Raw genomic sequence first — 16,713 nt, forward strand, 5'->3', positions numbered from 1 at the left:
CCGCGCTTGCGGGCCCCTTTTTCATCAGACCTGCCCGAACCTTGCGTAGAGCGCCGCCAGAGCCGCGACCGATTCCTCCGCTTCTTGCCGGTTCGGCGCCAGGCTTTCGTCACCATATCCGCGCATATCGCCCCCGGAGACGGCTTGGACGCAGATGCCGTCGGTTCGCGGCACCACGTTCACGCCCCGATAGTTCACTCCGTAATCGAATTCGCGCTGGGGGATCAGCCAGGCGATCTGGCCGCGCACCGGGACCAGCGTCTGATCGCCGAACAGTGCTTTTGCCCCAAGCCCGGTGCAGTTGATCACGACCTTCTCAGGTAGTGCAGTGAGATCGCCGGGAACATGGAACTCGCGTCGCTCGACGCGCCCACCGGCTCCCCTGAAGGCGGTCAGAAGGGTGTGAGTGTAGCTAGCCAGGTTAAACATGATGTTCGATTCGCGTCGCACGACGGCCTCACCGAACGGCGTAGCTCCCGACGGCAGCGTTTCCGCCCGTGGGAAAACATCGCGCAGTCTCGAGAAATAGGCTGCAAAGTGCAGTTCGTCCGGCCCTCGCTGACGTGGACCCGCCGGCGGGCCGTCGGACACGAGGTAGCGGTCGATCCAGCGCACAGGGTCGCCCGCGAGACCGAGCAGTGAACCGAACCGCTTGAGCGAGGTGCGCGCCATCTGCTCCCACAAGTCGGGAAACCCGGCATCCACCTGATCCGCCAGCGCAATGCGCGAGTCCGGTGTGAAGGAGCCCGTGGCCCGGATCGACGGTACGTCGGGCATGCTCTCCCGCGCGTAGATCGTGACCTTCGCGCCGGACGACTGGGCCAGAATCGCCGACGTCATGCCGAGCGGGCCACAGCCTATGACAGCAACCGACGCGGGCGAGCCCGCCAGCGCCTTTCGCGCGGCGATCGCGCTCGATCCCCAGGACAGCGACCAGCCGCTGCCTCCGTGGCCATAGTTGTGGACCACAAGGGTATCGCCGACCTGTTCGGTGTCGAGCCGGGGACCAGCGGGACGGAACGGCCGGAGACAGACCGAAATGTCGAACACGCGCTCCATCGAGGCGCGCAAGGGCGCAAGGTTGATTCTCGGGCTTGTGGGCAGGTTGGAGAGCGCGACGCCATTCGCGCCGGGCGCCGTGCATCCGGCAAGACCCAGCCCGCCCGTCGCGGCCATTCCGCCCAGCAGGGCCCGGCGATCTAGCGAAAAGTGCGCTCCCACGCGGAAATAGTAGGCGCCACGCATTCAAGCGCAACTCTGGTCTGAACCCTTGTTGCCTTTGTCGGACCGCCCCTCTATGCGGCTCCGGTCATCTGGGGAGTAGCCGACCGCCTTCGGGCGGGCTCCTGCGTCAACATACTTGGCCGAGAGGTCATGGCGCAGGAGGGACGAGAACCGTTCGGGCGAGACCAATGGCACCTGCACTCCGCCTGGCCGGGCGGGGGTGCGGTGCCTTTGGTTTGTGTCAGCCCGGCCTGGAGACAGTTCTCTCATGGAAGCGTTTCTCACCTCGGTCGCGCTCGTCGCGGTCGCCGAAATCGGTGACAAGACCCAGCTCCTCGCGCTGGTGCTCGCCGCCCGGTTCCGCAAGCCGGTACCGATCGTCCTGGGTATCCTCTTCGCCACGCTCGCCAACCATGCCCTCGCCGCGCTGTTAGGCGCCACGGCGGCCGCCTGGATCGACGGGGCCTGGTTCAACACCGCCATCGCCATCGCTTTCATCGCCATGGGCCTGTGGACTCTGATCCCCGACAAGCTCGACGACGATGGCGAGCCCAAGGCACGCTTCGGACCCTTCCTGACCACGTTGGTGGCGTTCTTCCTGGTCGAGATTGGCGACAAGACCCAGGTGGCGACGATCGCGCTCGGTGCCCGCTTCGGCGACGTGCTGGCAGTGACGGCCGGCACGACTGTGGGTATGCTCCTGGCCAACGCACCCGTGGTCTTCGCCGGTGACGCCCTGGTAAAGCGCGTCCCTTTGACGGCAGTCCGGATAGTCGCGGCCGTCCTTTTCGTCGCTACGGGCGTGGGGATGCTGGTGATGCGTTAGCGCACCCGCACCGTTTCAGGTTGCGAAGATCGGCCAGCGCTCGATGGCCTCGATTGGCAATTCTAGGCCGAACGTCTCGCGCAGGGTTTCTACGTAGGCTTGCGCGTCGGGAATCTCGCGAGCTTCGGACTTGCCGCCGCTGATGCGCAGCGCACGGTCGGTCAGGCCCGCGAAACCCCCGGGCAAAACCCGAGTGGCGACGCACAAGCTGGTAAAGCGCGAGGTGGGCGCCGTGGAAGTCCAGTGGTTGGCCTGGACGAGATCGTCAGGCGCCACTTGCGCTAGGTCGAAAGAATATTGCGGTTGCCAGTCTTCGTGCGGGTGCGCGCGGCCATCGGTCGTGTCGTGCGCTCCGGCCCTCTCAAGCAGCCATTCGCCTGCGAGCGAACCCAGTTCGCCGACCCGGCGCAAACGATGACGCGCGCCATCCGCCGTGTCTGCCGGCGCTCCTACGGCCAGTGGCAGCGCGGGAACGTAGCTCCCGCCGAAACCCGCGTCGGCAATCCACGGACTGCCTTCGATCTCGATCAGTAACAGCACGTGGGTTCGCGGAGGATGGTCCCCGTGGGCGGCACCCAACCGCACCCGCGCCAGCAAAGGGCGGCTAGGCAAGCCCAGAAGCTCGAGCATGTCGGCAAGGAGGCGGTTCTGTTCGAAGCAGTACCCTCCACGCCGGTTGGTCACCAGCTTCGCGAAGACGCTGTCACTGTCGATCGCAATCGGACGGCCGAGCGGGATGTCGAGGTTTTCGAACGCGATCGCCTCGCGATGCGCGACCAGCAGCGCCTCCAGCCCTACCGCATCCGGCGAAGGGATTGCGGCCAGGCCGATGCGTTCGAGATAAGCCGCAAGTCTTGAGTCCACCGGCCCTCAGTGACCTGCCTGCGGTCCTCGTTCAAGCCCGGAGGCCTCGAGCTGGCTGTCGATCTGCGCCAGCAGGCGGTCGAGTCCCTCCTGCGTGTAGCTTTCGGCTCGTGCGACGAGCACGTCCTGGGTGTTCGAGGCGCGCAGCAGCCACCAACCGTCGGGCGTCGTTACGCGCACGCCATCGGTGTCGTTCACTTGCGCGTCGGTCCCCTGGAGGCGCTGCTTGACCTCTTCGATTGCCGCGAACTTACGGCTTTCATCGACCTGGAAGCGCATCTCCGGAGTGTTGAGCATCTGGGGCATGTCGCTCCGCAGCTGAGTCACCGACTTGCCCAGCCGAGCCGAGGCCGCGATCAGGCGAATCGCGCCGTAAAGTGCGTCGTCGTACCCGTAATACTCGTCGGCGAAGAAGATGTGTCCGCTCATTTCCCCCGCCAGCGGAGCATGAATTTCCTTCATTTTGGACTTAATAAGACTGTGGCCCGTCTTCCACATCAGCGGCTTGCCACCAAGCTCCGCCACGCGATCGAACAGCGCGCGGCTAGCCTTCACATCGGCGATGATCGTGGATCCGGGCAAGCGCTTGAGCAGGTCTTCGGCATAGATCATCAGCAGCTGATCGCCCCAGATCACCCGGCCTTCGCCGTCAATCGCCCCGATTCGATCGCCGTCGCCGTCGAAAGCGATTCCGAAATCGAGCTTCTTGTCCGCGACAAGCTTGCGCAGGTCTTCCAGGTTTTCCGGGACAGTAGGATCAGGGTGATGGTTCGGAAAACTCCCATCGACTTCGGTGTACAGCGTGAAGTGCTCACCCGGCAGGCGATCGACCAGCAAGTCGAGCGCGGGGCCCGCAGCCCCATTGCCGGCATCCCAGCCGATCCGCAGGCCCGCGAGCCGCTCGGTGGGAATGTCCTTGAGCCCTTCGACGAGCCGGTCGACGTACTCGTGAAGAACTTCGATACTTTCGATGCTGCCGGTTCCGCCGTCCCAGTCGCCTTTGGCCGCCATCCGGCCAATGGTCTGGATCTGGTCGCCGAAGAACGGGCGCCCCTGGAATACCATCTTGAAGCCGTTGTAATTGGCGGGATTATGGCTGCCGGTTATCTGAATGCCGCCATCCACCTCTTCAGCTGACGCTTCGGCGTAATAAAGCATCGGTGTGGGCCCGAGGCCGATCCGCCGCACGTCGCATCCGCTCGCGGTAAGTCCCTCGACAAGGGCGTGTTCGAGGATCGGTGAACTGACACGACCGTCATAGCCAACCGCCACCAGCTTGCCGCCGGCCCGGCGCAACAGCGTTCCAAAGCTTCGCCCGATCGCACGCGCGTCATCCGGGCCCAGGGTTTCGCCAATCACTCCGCGGATATCGTATTCCCGAAGCACGGTGGGGTGGAACTTGTGCGGCATCGGGACTCCTTAGGGCTAGTCGAGTTGATGTGGCAGCTCGTCCAACAACAAGTCGCGCGCGGCGTTGGCCTCGTGCATCTGATCGTTGCTGCCGCCACGGTCGGGATGGACCAGGGCGGCAAGCTGCCGGTGGGCAGTCAGAATCTCCTCACGCGAAGCGTTGCTGGAGACCCCCAGCAGCTTACGCGCGCGGAACACCGCTTGAGCGCGCGCCGAGACTTTCGGTTCCCACGGCCACCGCCCAGTGAGCGCCCGCCAGGCGAGTACGCCCAGGGCGACGAAGAACAGGAGCCGTACCATGACTCAGGCCGCCTTGCTCCGTGCGGCGTCCGGCATGGGCAGGTGCAGGTTGGCGACCAAGGTACGCAGCTCCTGCCGTGCCACGAGGTGGCTGGTGCCGAGTTCGCCGAGTTGCCCCTTATCGAGCAGCGTAAGTCCTGAAGGAAACAACTCGCGATAAATCACCCGCTCCGAAAGTCCGTGCGCCACGCGGAACCCTACACGCTTCGAGAGTTCCGTCAGCGCCTGGTCGATGCGCCGTTGGTTGCGGGCGTCGGTATGTTGGACGCGGTTCCGGACCACGACCCAATCCATCTCCCGCCGCGCTTCCTGCAGCTGCTTCATCGCGCGAGCCTTGCGGGCTTCCCAGATGAGTTCGGCATAGAAGCTCAGCCGGCGGACCTTGAAGGTCTCGGCATCGACCTGGCCGATCAAGTCGAAATCGACGAAGCTGTCGTTCATCGGCGTGACGAGCGTGTCCGCCTGGGTGGCCGCGTGGCGGGCGAAGGGATCGTCGCGCCCCGGGGTGTCGAACACGATGAAATCGGCGTCCTGCCCCAGTTCGGCGGCCTGCTCTTCAAGCGCCTCGACGCTGTCGCCAGTGAAGACGCCAAAGGCGCCGCCCGGCAACTCGATGCCGCGCCTTTTCTGAGTCTCGATGCGATTTTCGAAATAGCGGAATAACGTGCGTTGCCGCGGATCGAGGTCGATCGCCGCGACTTTCGCCCCCTGATAAGCCAGCGCCACGGCGACATGCACCGCCGTGGTGGACTTGCCGGTGCCGCCTTTCTCGTTGGCGAAGACGATGCGATGCGGAGCGGCTTTCACGTTTCGATGGGCTTTCTCTGTTTGCGGCACAGGGCTACTGCACCCGCGAACGTCTTATCGGAGGGCTGCTCCCGTGCATACCGTCAACCGGCTCCCTGACCTGCGCTCGGCTGTGGACAGTTTGCGACGAACCGGGGAAATCGCGCTCGTCCCGACCATGGGCGCGCTGCATGACGGCCATCTGACACTGGTGCGCGAGGCGAAGCGGCTCGCGGCATCGGTGGTAGTGTCGATCTTCGTCAATCCGACGCAGTTCGGCCCCAACGAGGACCTCGACGCCTATCCGCGCCAACTCGCTGAAGACTCGCGCCTGCTCGAGGCCGAAGGGGTCGACCTGCTGTGGGCGCCGGGAGTGGAAGAGGTTTATCCGCGCGGGTTCGCCACGAACGTTTCGGTCAGCGGCCTAAGCGCGGTCCTGTGCGGTGCCTCCCGGCCCGGCCATTTCGACGGGGTGGCGACGGTCGTGGCGAAACTGTTCGGCCAGGTTCGTCCCGACATTGCGCTTTTCGGCGAGAAGGACTGGCAGCAACTGGCGATCATCCGCCGCATGGCGCGCGATCTCGATTTCACCCAGCCCTTCGCGGACCGTATCGCCGGCGTGCCGATCGTTCGCGAGGCGGACGGCCTCGCGATGAGCAGCCGCAATCGCTACCTCTCGCCGGAAGATCGCGCCCGCGCCGCTGCCCTGCCGCGCCTGATGCGTGATGCCACACAGGCAATTGGATCTGGCGGCGACGTGCTGGTGGCCCTGGAGCAGTTGCGAGTGGGCTTGCTCAAGGCCGGCTTCGCGAGCGTCGATTATGCGGAGCTGGCGGACGCGCAGAGCCTGCAGTCGCTCAAAGAGCTTGGCAAGGCGCCCGCGCGCCTCTTCGTCGCGGCCCGGATCGGAGGGACCCGGCTGATCGACAACATGGCTGTGAACTGAAGAAGCTGGAGCGGGTAAGGGGAATCGAACCCCTCTAGCTAGCTTGGAAGGCTAGTGCATTACCACTATGCTATACCCGCGCCGTGGCGGCCCTGGGGCCGGGCTGCCGCTTGCCACTTGTGGGGTGCCCGCGTCAACCGCCAGAAGCGGGTTTGGGCCGATCCCTCGAACTAGGTGACCCCACCTACGAAAATCCGTGGCGCGCGCGTGGAGCCGCCAGTACACGAGCAAGACCGTAATAGGCCGAGGCACTTACATCATGCCTGTGTCGAGCCGTCACGTACTGCTTTGGGCCATGCTCGCCCTGGCGCTCTGGACCGCCGGAGCCTTTTTGCTGCCGCTCGTTTTCGGGGTGATCCTCGCCATCGCGCTGTGGCCACTGAACCAACGCTGGGCCGGACCTGGCGACGGGCTGCGCAGGCGGGTGTTCGTACCGCTCGGCATCACGCTCGCTACCGGGCTGGCCTTTATCCTGCCGCTGACCGTCGCGTTGATCGAGGTTGCCGCCCAGGGGCAGGCGCTGCTCGACTGGCTGAGCCGGGCGCAAACAATTGGGGTCCCGGCTCCGGATTGGCTTCCGGGCTTGCCGCTGGTGGGCCACAGGGCAGCCCTGTGGTGGCAGCTTCATCTCCAGCAGCCCGACGCTCTCATGAACGGCATGACCGAATCCGCTTTGGGCACCGCGGCCGAATGGGCGCTGGCGACCGGCAGTGGGATCCTCAGCCGCTCGCTCTTGTTGCTGGTCGGTCTGATGGCTCTGTTTTTCATCCTGCGCGATGGAGAGAAGCTAGGCGCCCAGGCGCGGAGCTTGGCCCAACATCAGTTGGGTCCGTTTGGCGAGCGGTTCTCCGACGAGCTTGTCATGGCCGTGCGCGGGACCGTGATCGGAACCATCGTTGTGGCGATTGCGGAAGGCGCGCTGATCGGCGGCGCCTACGCGATCGCCGGAGTGCCGCATCCGGTATTTCTCGGTTTCCTGACCGCGGCTTTCGCGATGCTGCCGTTTGGCGCCTGGGCCGTCTTCAGCGTTGTCTCGGTTTACCTGGCCATCACGGGCCAGCCGTTCTCCGCGGCCCTGCTGTTCGCTTACGGCGCCGCGGTGATGGTGATTGGAGACAACTTCGTCACGCCGTATCTGGTGGGGGCCAAGCTGCACCTGCCGCTGCTGTTTGCCTTCATCGGGGTGTTTGGCGGCCTGGGCTCATTCGGGCTGGTGGGGATATTCGTCGGACCGGTCATCATGGCGGGCCTGTTGATCGTCATTCGCGAGCTCTGGCCCTCCGACAGCGAGGCCACGGTCTAAAGCTCGATCAGCGGCCCGGCGGCCCTTCGGGGTATGACGGGCATGACGGATCGAGCCAATCGACGTCGTGCGAAGTCCAGATATGGACCTGCGGACGCTGTCCCGGATCGTCGTCCAGCGTGGCCACGCGAAAGATGACGTGGGCCTGGCCGGCCCGCTCTGCCCAAAGATGGGTGCCACAATTCGCGCAAAAGTGCCGCAACTTGCCGGGCGAGGATTCGTGGGAGGCAAGCTTGCCCTCGCCCTTAGTGACTTTGAAGTGCGCCTTCTGAACGCCCGCCGTCGAGGTTTAGGCACTTGCGTGCGCCTTTCGGCAAGTCGCGCAGTGGCAATGCACGATCGCCATATATCGAGTTGATCGGCCTCATATCCGACCGCCTGGCACAGGCAGATCCCCCGAAGGGTCATAGATCAAGGTCCCTCAAGAGCGTCAGGCTCAGTGGCCGGAAAAGTCGATCAGCGCTTCGGCAGCGACCCCGGCGGCGCGGAGCGCGGCGGCTCCTCCCAGGTCAGGGAGATCGATCACAAAGAGCGCGTGATCGACCACGGCGCCCGCCTGCCGCAAGAGTTTTGCCCCGGCGAGCGCGGTGCCTCCCGTTGCGATCAGGTCATCGACGAGGAGGACACGTTCACCCTGCTCGATCGCGCCGGAATCGATCTCGATCCTCGCCGAGCCGTATTCGAGCGAATAATCGATTCCGAGCGCTTCGACCGGCAGCTTCCCGGCCTTGCGGACCGGAATGAAGCCCAGGCCCAGTCGGGCTGCAATAGCAGCGCCGAAGATGAAGCCCCGCGCCTCGATCCCGGCGACAGCGCCAGAACGAGTCTTCGCCGCGCGTTCGACCAAGTGGTCGATCGTCGCGGCGAAGCCTTTGCCGTGGGCAATCAGGGTGGTGATATCGCGGAACTGTATCCCTGCCGCCGGAAAGTCCGGAACCGTGCGGATCAGCCCCTTGATATCGGCCGGACTCAATCCTTCTTGGGCCGCTTCGGCGTGATCGGCGCCCAGACCTGCTTCTTGGCGAACCAGGCGAGGATCGTGGCGAAGACCAGGAAAATCATGACCGCCCAACCCGTCTGCTTGCGCTTGATCAGGCTCGGCTCGGCCGTCCAGGTCAGGAACGCCGCGACGTCCGTCGCCATCTGGTCGACCGTGGCCTTCGTGCCGTCGGCGTAAGTCACCTGGTCATCCGAAAGCGGCGGGGCCATCGCGAGGTTGAGGTTCGCGAAGTACGGGTTGTAGTGCAGCCCGGGGCCGGTCTTGGCGTCAGGGAACTTCTTGAGCAGCTCTGCCGGCTGATCCTGGTAACCGGTCAGCAGCGAGTGGACGTAAGCCGCGCCATCGTGGCGGGCCTTGGTCATCAGCGACAGGTCCGGCGGGATCGCATTGTTGTTCGCGGCGCGAGCGGCAATGTCGTTCGGGAACGGCGACGGGAAGTAGTCGGTGGGCGTGCCCGGACGGGTGTTGGTCTCGCCGGTGACCGGATCGATGCCAGGCACCGTCCAGCTCGCGGCCGTGGCCTTCACCTCGGCTTCGGTGTAGCCGAGTTGGGCGAGGTCACGGAACGCGACGTACTTGAGCGAGTGACAAGCCGAGCAGACTTCCTTGTAGACCTGGTAGCCGCGCTGCAGCTGCTGCAGGTCCCAGCGCCCGAACGGGCCATCGCTGGCCAAGTGGAGCGGCCGCGGAGTGCGGTGGAACTCATGTTCCGCGGTCGGAGCCGCGGGCTCGGTCGCCGCGGTGTAGGCGCCGGTGGCGAAAGCCCACAGCACCGCCACCGTAAAGGCGACACCTACGAAAAAGCCGATCAGCCGGATCATTGCGTAATCTTTCTCTTGTTCCGCGCGCTCAGGTTGCAGGTGTCGCGTTGGCGGCCATCACGGCCTTGTCGTCCGATCCGAGTACCGCCTCGGTGATCGAGAAGGGCAGCGGGTTCGGCCGCTCGATCATCGAAACGATCGGCAGAATGACGAGGAAGTGCAGGAAGTAATAGGCCGTCGCGATCTGGCTGAGCATCACGTACGGCTCTTCAGCCGGCGCGCCACCGCAGTAGAACAGCACCGCCATGTCGACGACCAGGACCCAGAAGAACTTCTTGAATACCGGACGGTAGTGGCCCGAACGGACAGGCGACTTGTCCAGCCACGGCAGGAAGAACCACACCAGGATCGACGAGAACATCGCCAGCACGCCGAGCAGCTTGGCCGGGACGAACAGGATGTCCGCGGTGAAGGCGCGCAGGATCGCGTAGAACGGCCAGAAGTACCATTCGGGCACGATGTGCGCCGGCGTCGAAAGCGGGTTCGCCGGGATGTAGTTGTCCGGGTGACCCATGAAGTTCGGCAGGAAGAATACCATCAGGCAGTAGGCGATGAGAAACACGCCGAGCCCGAAACCGTCCTTGGCCGTGTAGTACGGGTGGAACGGGATGGTGTCGCTCTCGCTCTTGATCTCGACGCCCGTCGGGTTCGACGAACCCGGGATGTGCAGCGCCCAGATGTGCAGGATCACCACGCCGGCGATAACGAACGGCAGCAGGAAGTGCAGCGAGAAGAAGCGGTTCAGCGCGGCGTTGTCCGGCGCATAGCCGCCGAGCAGCCAAATCTGGATCGGCTCACCGACGATCGGGATCGCACCGAACAGGCCGGTGATCACCTTGGCACCCCAGAAGCTCATCTGTCCCCAGGGAAGGACGTAACCCATGAAGGCCGTCGCCATCAGCAGCAGGAAGATGACAACGCCGAGCAGCCAGACCATCTCGCGAGGGGCCTTGTACGAGCCGTAGAAGAAGCCGCGGAAGATGTGGATGTAGATGACGATGAAGAAGAAGCTTGCCCCGTTGGCGTGCGCGTAACGCAGCATCCAGCCCCAGTTCACGTCGCGCATGATGTGCTCGACCGAATTGAAAGCGACACCTGCGTTCGCCGCGAAGTGCATCGCCAGGATCACGCCCGTGACGATCTGCAGGACGAGGCAGAAACCGGCGAGGACGCCGAAATTCCACCAGTAATTGAGATTGCGCGGCACGGGATATCCGCCGCCGACGGCATTGTAGAGGAAACGCGGAAGCGGCAGCTTCTCGTCAAGGTACCGCATCAGCGGCGCCTTGGGTTCATACTGCTTGGCCCAAGGGAAGCTCATCAGGCCGACTCCTGCCCAATCACGAGGTGGGTGTCAGAGGTGAACACGTACGACGGCACCTCCAGGTTCTTCGGCGCGGGGCCTTTGCGGATGCGGCCCGCGGTGTCGTAGTGCGACCCGTGGCACGGACAGAAATAACCGCCGAACTCACCGCGATTCTCACCTTCGCCCGCGCCCAGCGGCACACAGCCCAGGTGGGTGCAGACGCCCATGGTGACGAGCCAGTTGCCGTGGCCCTCCTTGGTCCGCTCGAGCAAGGTCTGCGGATCGCGCAGGGTGTCGATCGGAACCGCTTCGGCCTGCTGGATTTCGTGCGGCGTCAGGTTGCGCACGAACAGCGGCTGCTTGCGGAACACGGCCTTGATCGCCTGTCCCGGCTGAATCGCGGAAATGTCCAGCTCCGTCGTGGATTCGGCCAGGACGTCCTTCGACGGCGCCATCTGACTGATCAGCGGAATGAGGACTGCTGCGCCAGCGACGCCTGCTGCGGAGACTGCGGCGATCTCGATAAAATCGCGACGCCTTACGCCTTCCCCTTCGGCCATCGCTTCGGGTTGGGCGGTGCCAGTGGTGGTTGCCATTACCTTGCCTTGCCTGCCGGCCCCCGCGGGTGAACCCCCTGCGCGGGACCGAAGAAATTCGACCAGCCGGCGCCCGAAATAAAGCCCCGGGGAGCCGACTTGGCCGGGCTGATAGACGAGCGAACCCTACATGCCAACAGGCATTTTGGCCGTATTTTGACAGGCTATCCGGGAAGTCCGATCAACGAGAATTGCCGTCCATAGTTCGGTTCGCCACGATGAGTGGCCCGGCGGAAGGAAAAGAAGTGCCTGTCGTCGGCGTAGGTGTCGAGGTGGAGAGGGTCGATCCGGCCCACTCCCGCACCCCGCAAGCGGTGGGCAACATAGGCTTCAAGGTCGAACTGCCAGTGCCCATCCCGCCCCGCCACGAAGAAGCACCCGTCGGCAGCATCGAAGGCATCGCGGAACTGGGAATCGACTTCGTAGCTCGCCTGCGCGATCGCCGGGCCGATCGCCGCCACAATTCTTTCGCGATCCGCACCCAGCCGTTCCATGGCCGCCACGGTGCTTTCGAGCACGCCGCCCTGGGCTCCGCGCCAGCCGGCATGCGACGCCCCGATCACACCCGCTTCCGCATCGGCAAGGAGGACGGGGGCGCAATCGGCGGTCACGACGGCGAGCAGGAGACCTGAGCGGTCGGTAACCAGGGCATCGGCGCGCGGCCGCGCGTCCTCCGGCCAGGGCTCGTCGACGATAACGGCGTGGGGGGAATGGACCTGGTAGACGGTGACGAGGCTCGCCCCGGGTTGGATCGCTGCCACGGCCCGACGGCGATTCTCCGCCACGGCATCGCCGGCGTCATCCGCGCCGAGGCCGACGTTGAGCCCCGCGACCACGCCCTCGGACACGCCGCCACAGCGGCCAAGGAACCCGTGGGGAATCCCCGCGAGCGCGCCGGATCGAGTAACCTCGACCTGCCCTGGACTGCCTGCGTCAGCCAAGGCTACGCGTCACCTGCTCGAACGTGTCGCGACTGAGCTTTGGCGCTTTGGAGATTCGCTCCAATTCAGCGCGCATCAGTGTGGCGCGGTCCCGCTCGGTCCGCCGCCACCGCCCGAGCGGAGCCACGAAGCGCGCGGCGGTCTGGGGGTTGATCGGGTCGAGTTCGAGAATCAAGTCCGCGATCAGGCGATAGCCCTCGCCCGACGCGGCATGGAAACCCTGCGGCGCCCCGGTGAAAGCCATGAAGAGCGAACGCACCCGATTGGGATTGCGGATGTTGAAGTCCGGATGCTTTGCCAGCGCCTTGACGTGCTCGATCACATCCGGATGGAGCGACTGTGCCTGGATGGCAAACCACTTGTCGATCACCAGCGGGTTGTCGCGGAAGCGGGTGTAGAAATCGAGAATCTTGTCGGTGCGCTCAGGTGACCGCAGTCCCGCGAGAACCATGAGCGCGCCGAGACGGTCGGTCATGTTGGTAGCCGTATCGTACTGGGCGGCCGCGATCTCCTTGGCGCGTTCCGGGACCCCGGCAGCGAGGTAAACCAGCGCCTGTGTCTTGACCTTGCGGGCTCCACGGGCAACCGCATCAGACCCGTCGGAAATCGCGCTCGCCCGCGCGTGCATCGCTGCGAACTCGGTTTGGAGTCTTGATCCCAGCAGGGCCTTCAGCCCCTCCCGCTCCTGATGAATAGCCAGCGGGTCAGCCACTGCCAGCTGCTCGGAAATGTACGAGTGCCCGGGAAGGATCAACAACTCCCCGCGCATGAGATCGTCGAGCGCCTCATCCGTCACGGCGCTGGCGAAGGCCGACAAGATCGCTTGCTGCCCGGCCGCTCGCCGCTCGGACGCCAGCGCGCCACTCGCGGCGTCGCGCAAATAGGCAACCACCAGGTCCTGCATCGCTTCGTAGCGGGCAAACGGATCGTCATCGTTCGCCGCGAGGAACACCAGATCCTCTACCGGGGTGTCACGCTCGATCGCGACCGGCGCCGAGAAGCCGCGATTGATCGAAAGCACCGGCGGCGCGGCGAATCCAGAGAAGGTCAAGCTCGCTTGAGCATGCTCGAGAATTACCAGCTGCTCGCCCTCGTGCTCCCCCGATTCCCTGTCGAACAGCGCCAGGCGCAGAGGAATCGGCACCGGAAGTTTTTCCGGCTGGCCGGGCGTCGGCGGAACGTCCTGGCTGAGGTGCAGCGTGGCGGTGTCGCCATCGTGCTCGAGGCGCACCTTGACCTTGGGCGTACCCGCCTGACGATACCAGAGGCGGAATTGGCGAAGGTCGAGACCGGCGCCATCCTCGATCGCGGTGATGAAATCCTCACAAGTCGCGGCCTGCCCGTCGTGCCGGTCGAAATAGAGATCGCAACCCGAGCGGAATCGTTCGGGCCCGCACATTGTGCGCATCATGCGAATGACTTCGGCGCCCTTGTTGTAGACCGTCGAAGTGTAGAAGTTTGAGATTTCGCGATAGCTGTCGGGGCGGATCGGGTGAGCCAGCGGCCCGCTGTCCTCCGGAAACTGCACCGCCCGTAGCACCCGAACGTCTTCGATCCGCTTGACCGATTCGGAGCCCATGTCCTGGCTGAACAACTGGTCGCGCAGGACCGTGAAGCCTTCCTTCAGGCTAAGCTGGAACCAGTCGCGGCAGGTGACGCGGTTGCCCGACCAGTTGTGAAAGTACTCATGGGCCATGACCCCTTCGATCGCGTCGTAGTCACCATCCGTGGCGGTGGCCCGATCGGCCAGGACATACTTGGTGTTGAAGATGTTGAGGCCCTTGTTCTCCATCGCCCCCATGTTGAAGTCGCTGACTGCCACCACGTTGAAGGTGTCGAGATCGTACTCGCGGCCGAACGTCTCCTCGTCCCACTTCATCGCCCGCTTGAGCGAATCCATCGCGTGGTCGGTTCGCTCAAGGTCGCCGTCCCGAACCCAGATCGCGAGTTCGACCTCGCGGCCTGACGAGGTAGTGAACGTGTCACGATTCGCCACCAGGTCCCCGGCGACGAGCGCGAAGAGGTAGCTGGGCTTGGGCCAGGGGTCGTGCCATTCGGCCCAGTGGGTCCCGTCAGGCCTTTCGCCGGACGCTTTGAGATTGCCGTTGCACAGCAGAATCGGGAACTGGTCCTTCGATCCGGACATCCGCACGCTGTAGACCGAGAGAACGTCGGGCCTGTCCGGGAAGAATGTGATTCGCCGGAACCCTTCCGCCTCGCATTGGGTACAGAGCATCCCGTTCGAGGCGAAGAGGCCCATGAGCTGGGTATTGGCCGAGGGGTCGATCTCGGTCACGATCTCGATCTGATGCGTATCCCCGGACAGCGGAACCATCAGGTCCCCGTCGTCCATGCTCCAGCTGTTGATCGCCTCTCCATCGACAGTGACTTCGAGCGGAGTGATCCCGTCCCCCTCCAGCCGAATGAACTCGGCGGTGTTAGCCCTGGCGTTGCGCTGGACGGTCAGGGCTGAGTGGACCCGCGTCCGTTCGATGCCCAGGTCGAAACGGAGCGCAACCTCGGGCACCAGCCATGCGAAGGGCGCATAGTCCTCTCGCTGGATCAGCTGGGGCGCCTTCGTCGGCTCCGGAGGGGCGTCGGCCATTTCGGGATTGCCGTCGGGCGTGGAGGGCGTGCGAGCGATATCCATGATGGGCTCCCTAAGTCCTTTCGTTGGCTCCTCCAATCGATACAACGAGCCAATGCCACATCTGTTCATCTTCGGCCTCGGCTATTCTGCAAAACGTATCCGACAGGCGGCGGAGGCGCGCGGCTGGCGCGTGACCGCGACGGGACAAGACGGAGAGCTGCCGTTCGAAGATGAGGCGCGCGTGCGTGCCGCGCTTGGCGTCGCGGACCATGTGCTTTCGTCGGTACCGCCCAGCGAGCATGGCGATCCCGTTCTGCTCCGCTACGGTGACGCGCTTGATCAGGGCTGGCTCGGCTACCTCTCTTCCACTGGCGTTTACGGAGACACTGGCGGAGCCTGGGTCGACGAGAGCGCGCCGACCGGTAGGGGCCGCCGCTCGGCGCGGGCTGAAGCCGATTCGGCCTGGCTGGAACGCAGCGCCCGCGTGTTCCGGCTGCCCGGAATCTACGGGCCCGGCAGAAGCGCGCTGGAGCGGGTGATCCAAGGCCGGGCTCATCGTATCGACTTGCCCGCCCAGGTCTTCAGCCGGGTCCACGTCGATGACATTGCCGCCGGTGTAATGGCAGGGTTCGACGGGCCCGCAGGGGCCTACAACCTCGCCGACGATAGGCCCTCGAGCCAGAACGCCATAATCGAGGAGGCTTGTCGCCTGCTCGCCCGGCCCCTTCTGCCACTCGTGTCACTCGACGAGGCGGGGCTCTCGCCGCAAGCGCGGGCGTTCTATTCGGAGAACCGCAGGGTCGCGAACGGCAAAGCCAAGCGCGTGCTTGGCTGGCAGCCCCGCTATGCGGACTTTCGCAGCGGGCTCAGGTTTTGCCTGGCATCGGTGCGCTCCGCCCCCTGAGCGCGACGACCATGCCGGCCATGGCCAAGGCGCCCCCAGCGAGCGCCAAGGCCGACCAGCTGTAGCCTTCGAACACTGTCGAGATCCCCATCGCGATGACAGGCACGAGCACGCCATTATAAGCTGCCCTCCCCGGTCCAAGGTCGCGAATCAGGCGGAAGTAGAGCGGGAACGTGACGACAGAGCCGATAATCGCGAGGTACGCCACGCCACCCCAATAGCGCGCGCTCTGCGGAAAGACCGGCGGTCCGTAGACCGTCCACGCAAACGCGGCATCGATCAGCGCCCCCCACAGCATGGCCCAGGCCAGCAACAGGAGCAGAGGCTGCCTGCGCGCCTTCTCGCTCGCCTGGAGAATGTTCGCGGTCGAGGCAGAGAGGATTGCCGCCGCGGTAAGGACAATGCCCAACGCCACGCGCCCCGTCGGTGGCGCCTCGCGGGCCTCGTGGATCAGCAGAAGTGCGATCCCGCCCAGACCGATCAGCGACCCGGTCAGGAATCGTCGCGTGATCTCCTGTCCGAGGAAAATTCGTCCGAACAGCGCATTGGGCAGCATCAGCAGCCCGAACAGGACCGCGACGATACCCGACGTGAGGTGGATCTCGGCGCGATAGACCAGATTGAAGTTGAGGCAGAACTGGGTGAGCCCGATGGTCAGGGCCAGCAGGTGCCCTTTCGTAGTCATCCTGAAGCGGCTGCCGGTATAGGCCGCTAGCGCGAACATCCCGGCGGCGGCGATAGCGAAGCGGTAGGTAACCGACCAGCTTGGCGGAGCCGCGGCGAGCTGGTCCTTGATGACAAACCAGGTCGACCCCCAGATCAACGCGACGAGCAGGAACGGGAGGGCGATGTCCGCCCGCAGCAGGGCATGCTTGCGAGCCGCGGTCGTCACCGCG

The 16,713-nt window shown here is 64.8% G+C and carries 16 protein-coding genes, 1 tRNA gene, 1 pseudogene and 1 riboswitch; of the genes and pseudogenes, 4 read left to right on the plus strand and 14 right to left on the minus strand.

Annotation, left to right across the window (positions count from 1 at the left end):
* Window positions 1-24 precede the first annotated feature (24 nt).
* The gene (locus KK137_RS12545) at window positions 25-1,245 is read right to left on the minus strand and encodes an FAD-dependent oxidoreductase (RefSeq protein ID WP_214536810.1); all 1,221 of its coding nucleotides are present in this window, start codon (window positions 1,243-1,245) and stop codon (window positions 25-27) included.
* Window positions 1,246-1,302: 57 nt separating this feature from the next.
* A riboswitch (yybP-ykoY riboswitch) is annotated at window positions 1,303-1,477 on the plus strand.
* Window positions 1,478-1,492: 15 nt separating this feature from the next.
* Between KK137_RS12545 and KK137_RS12550 the strand changes: the two genes are divergently transcribed.
* Window positions 1,493-2,050, plus strand: coding sequence for a TMEM165/GDT1 family protein (locus tag KK137_RS12550; protein WP_214536812.1), 558 nt, complete (start codon window positions 1,493-1,495; stop codon window positions 2,048-2,050).
* 15 nt (window positions 2,051-2,065) lie between these two features.
* Here the strand turns inward: KK137_RS12550 and KK137_RS12555 are convergent, their stop codons facing one another.
* From KK137_RS12555 to KK137_RS12570, 4 genes are read right to left on the minus strand one after another with little or no spacing between them, the layout of a single operon-like run.
* Window positions 2,066-2,914, minus strand: coding sequence for an arylamine N-acetyltransferase family protein (locus KK137_RS12555; RefSeq protein ID WP_214536814.1), 849 nt, complete (start codon window positions 2,912-2,914; stop codon window positions 2,066-2,068).
* A gap of 6 nt (window positions 2,915-2,920) precedes the next feature.
* Window positions 2,921-4,324 (minus strand): phosphoglucomutase/phosphomannomutase PgmG, encoded by a 1,404-nt coding sequence (gene pgmG / locus KK137_RS12560; protein WP_214536815.1) that lies wholly within the window; start codon window positions 4,322-4,324, stop codon window positions 2,921-2,923.
* Window positions 4,325-4,339: 15 nt separating this feature from the next.
* The gene (locus KK137_RS12565) at window positions 4,340-4,624 is read right to left on the minus strand and encodes a J domain-containing protein (RefSeq protein ID WP_214536817.1); all 285 of its coding nucleotides are present in this window, start codon (window positions 4,622-4,624) and stop codon (window positions 4,340-4,342) included.
* 3 nt (window positions 4,625-4,627) lie between these two features.
* Window positions 4,628-5,431 (minus strand): division plane positioning ATPase MipZ, encoded by an 804-nt coding sequence (locus KK137_RS12570; RefSeq protein ID WP_214536818.1) that lies wholly within the window; start codon window positions 5,429-5,431, stop codon window positions 4,628-4,630.
* Window positions 5,432-5,504: 73 nt separating this feature from the next.
* Between KK137_RS12570 and panC the strand changes: the two genes are divergently transcribed.
* Window positions 5,505-6,356 carry a pantoate--beta-alanine ligase gene (gene panC / locus KK137_RS12575; protein WP_214536819.1) on the plus strand — a complete coding sequence of 284 codons (852 nt, stop codon included), beginning with the start codon at window positions 5,505-5,507 and terminating at the stop codon, window positions 6,354-6,356.
* Between the two features lie 6 nt (window positions 6,357-6,362).
* On the opposite strand, the gene KK137_RS12580 is transcribed toward panC, so the two are convergent.
* Window positions 6,363-6,436 (minus strand) — tRNA-Gly (locus KK137_RS12580).
* A 179-nt stretch (window positions 6,437-6,615) separates the two neighbouring features.
* Between KK137_RS12580 and KK137_RS12585 the strand changes: the two genes are divergently transcribed.
* Window positions 6,616-7,659 carry an AI-2E family transporter gene (locus KK137_RS12585; protein ID WP_214536820.1) on the plus strand — a complete coding sequence of 348 codons (1,044 nt, stop codon included), beginning with the start codon at window positions 6,616-6,618 and terminating at the stop codon, window positions 7,657-7,659.
* A 7-nt stretch (window positions 7,660-7,666) separates the two neighbouring features.
* Here KK137_RS12585 and KK137_RS16895 read toward each other — a convergent pair.
* The 7 genes and pseudogenes from KK137_RS16895 to pepN form a co-directional block, all read right to left on the minus strand.
* Window positions 7,667-7,930: pseudogene (locus KK137_RS16895) on the minus strand (GFA family protein); the annotation flags it as partial.
* A 165-nt stretch (window positions 7,931-8,095) separates the two neighbouring features.
* Entirely contained in the window at window positions 8,096-8,632 is a 537-nt protein-coding gene (locus tag KK137_RS12595; RefSeq protein ID WP_214536821.1) for an adenine phosphoribosyltransferase, read from the minus strand.
* Entirely contained in the window at window positions 8,629-9,480 is an 852-nt protein-coding gene (locus KK137_RS12600; RefSeq protein WP_214536822.1) for a cytochrome c1, read from the minus strand. The genes KK137_RS12595 and KK137_RS12600 overlap by 4 nt, the downstream gene beginning before the upstream one ends.
* 28 nt (window positions 9,481-9,508) lie before the next feature.
* Window positions 9,509-10,801: a cytochrome b gene (locus KK137_RS12605; RefSeq protein WP_214536823.1), complete on the minus strand. Its 1,293-nt coding sequence runs from the start codon at window positions 10,799-10,801 to the stop codon at window positions 9,509-9,511.
* On the minus strand, window positions 10,801-11,346 hold the full coding sequence (petA, locus tag KK137_RS12610) for a ubiquinol-cytochrome c reductase iron-sulfur subunit (RefSeq protein ID WP_214537507.1): 546 nt from the start codon (window positions 11,344-11,346) through the stop codon (window positions 10,801-10,803). Before petA ends, KK137_RS12605 begins: the two co-directional genes overlap by 1 nt.
* A gap of 200 nt (window positions 11,347-11,546) precedes the next feature.
* Entirely contained in the window at window positions 11,547-12,323 is a 777-nt protein-coding gene (gene pgeF, locus KK137_RS12615; RefSeq protein ID WP_214536825.1) for a peptidoglycan editing factor PgeF, read from the minus strand.
* The gene (pepN, locus tag KK137_RS12620; RefSeq protein WP_214536827.1) at window positions 12,316-14,973 is read right to left on the minus strand and encodes an aminopeptidase N; all 2,658 of its coding nucleotides are present in this window, start codon (window positions 14,971-14,973) and stop codon (window positions 12,316-12,318) included. Before pepN ends, pgeF begins: the two co-directional genes overlap by 8 nt.
* Before the next feature lie 52 nt (window positions 14,974-15,025).
* Between pepN and KK137_RS12625 the strand changes: the two genes are divergently transcribed.
* Window positions 15,026-15,817 (plus strand): Rossmann-fold NAD(P)-binding domain-containing protein, encoded by a 792-nt coding sequence (locus KK137_RS12625; RefSeq protein ID WP_214536829.1) that lies wholly within the window; start codon window positions 15,026-15,028, stop codon window positions 15,815-15,817.
* Here KK137_RS12625 and KK137_RS12630 read toward each other — a convergent pair.
* Window positions 15,780-16,709, minus strand: a complete 930-nt coding sequence (locus tag KK137_RS12630) for a DMT family transporter (protein WP_214536831.1) — start codon at window positions 16,707-16,709, stop codon at window positions 15,780-15,782. The genes KK137_RS12625 and KK137_RS12630 overlap by 38 nt on opposite strands.
* Window positions 16,710-16,713: the final 4 nt, after the last annotated feature.

It is taken from the genome of Croceibacterium selenioxidans (assembly GCF_018599195.1).
In the GTDB taxonomy this organism is placed as follows: Bacteria; Pseudomonadota; Alphaproteobacteria; order Sphingomonadales; family Sphingomonadaceae; genus Croceibacterium_A; species Croceibacterium_A selenioxidans.

Bases quoted from the DNA above. Each gene is read 5' to 3' on its own strand.
- KK137_RS12625 (WP_214536829.1), top strand. From the start codon at position 15,026: ATGCCACATCTGTTCATCTTCGGCCTCGGCTATTCTGCAAAACGTATC.
- KK137_RS12600 (WP_214536822.1), bottom strand. From the start codon at position 9,480: ATGATCCGGCTGATCGGCTTTTTCGTAGGTGTCGCCTTTACGGTGGCG.
- petA (WP_214537507.1), bottom strand. From the start codon at position 11,346: ATGGCCGAAGGGGAAGGCGTAAGGCGTCGCGATTTTATCGAGATCGCC.
- KK137_RS12605 (WP_214536823.1), bottom strand. From the start codon at position 10,801: ATGAGCTTCCCTTGGGCCAAGCAGTATGAACCCAAGGCGCCGCTGATG.
- KK137_RS12550 (WP_214536812.1), top strand. From the start codon at position 1,493: ATGGAAGCGTTTCTCACCTCGGTCGCGCTCGTCGCGGTCGCCGAAATC.
- KK137_RS12545 (WP_214536810.1), bottom strand. From the start codon at position 1,245: ATGCGTGGCGCCTACTATTTCCGCGTGGGAGCGCACTTTTCGCTAGAT.
- KK137_RS12565 (WP_214536817.1), bottom strand. From the start codon at position 4,624: ATGGTACGGCTCCTGTTCTTCGTCGCCCTGGGCGTACTCGCCTGGCGG.
- KK137_RS12585 (WP_214536820.1), top strand. From the start codon at position 6,616: ATGCCTGTGTCGAGCCGTCACGTACTGCTTTGGGCCATGCTCGCCCTG.
- pepN (WP_214536827.1), bottom strand. From the start codon at position 14,973: ATGGATATCGCTCGCACGCCCTCCACGCCCGACGGCAATCCCGAAATG.
- pgmG (WP_214536815.1), bottom strand. From the start codon at position 4,324: ATGCCGCACAAGTTCCACCCCACCGTGCTTCGGGAATACGATATCCGC.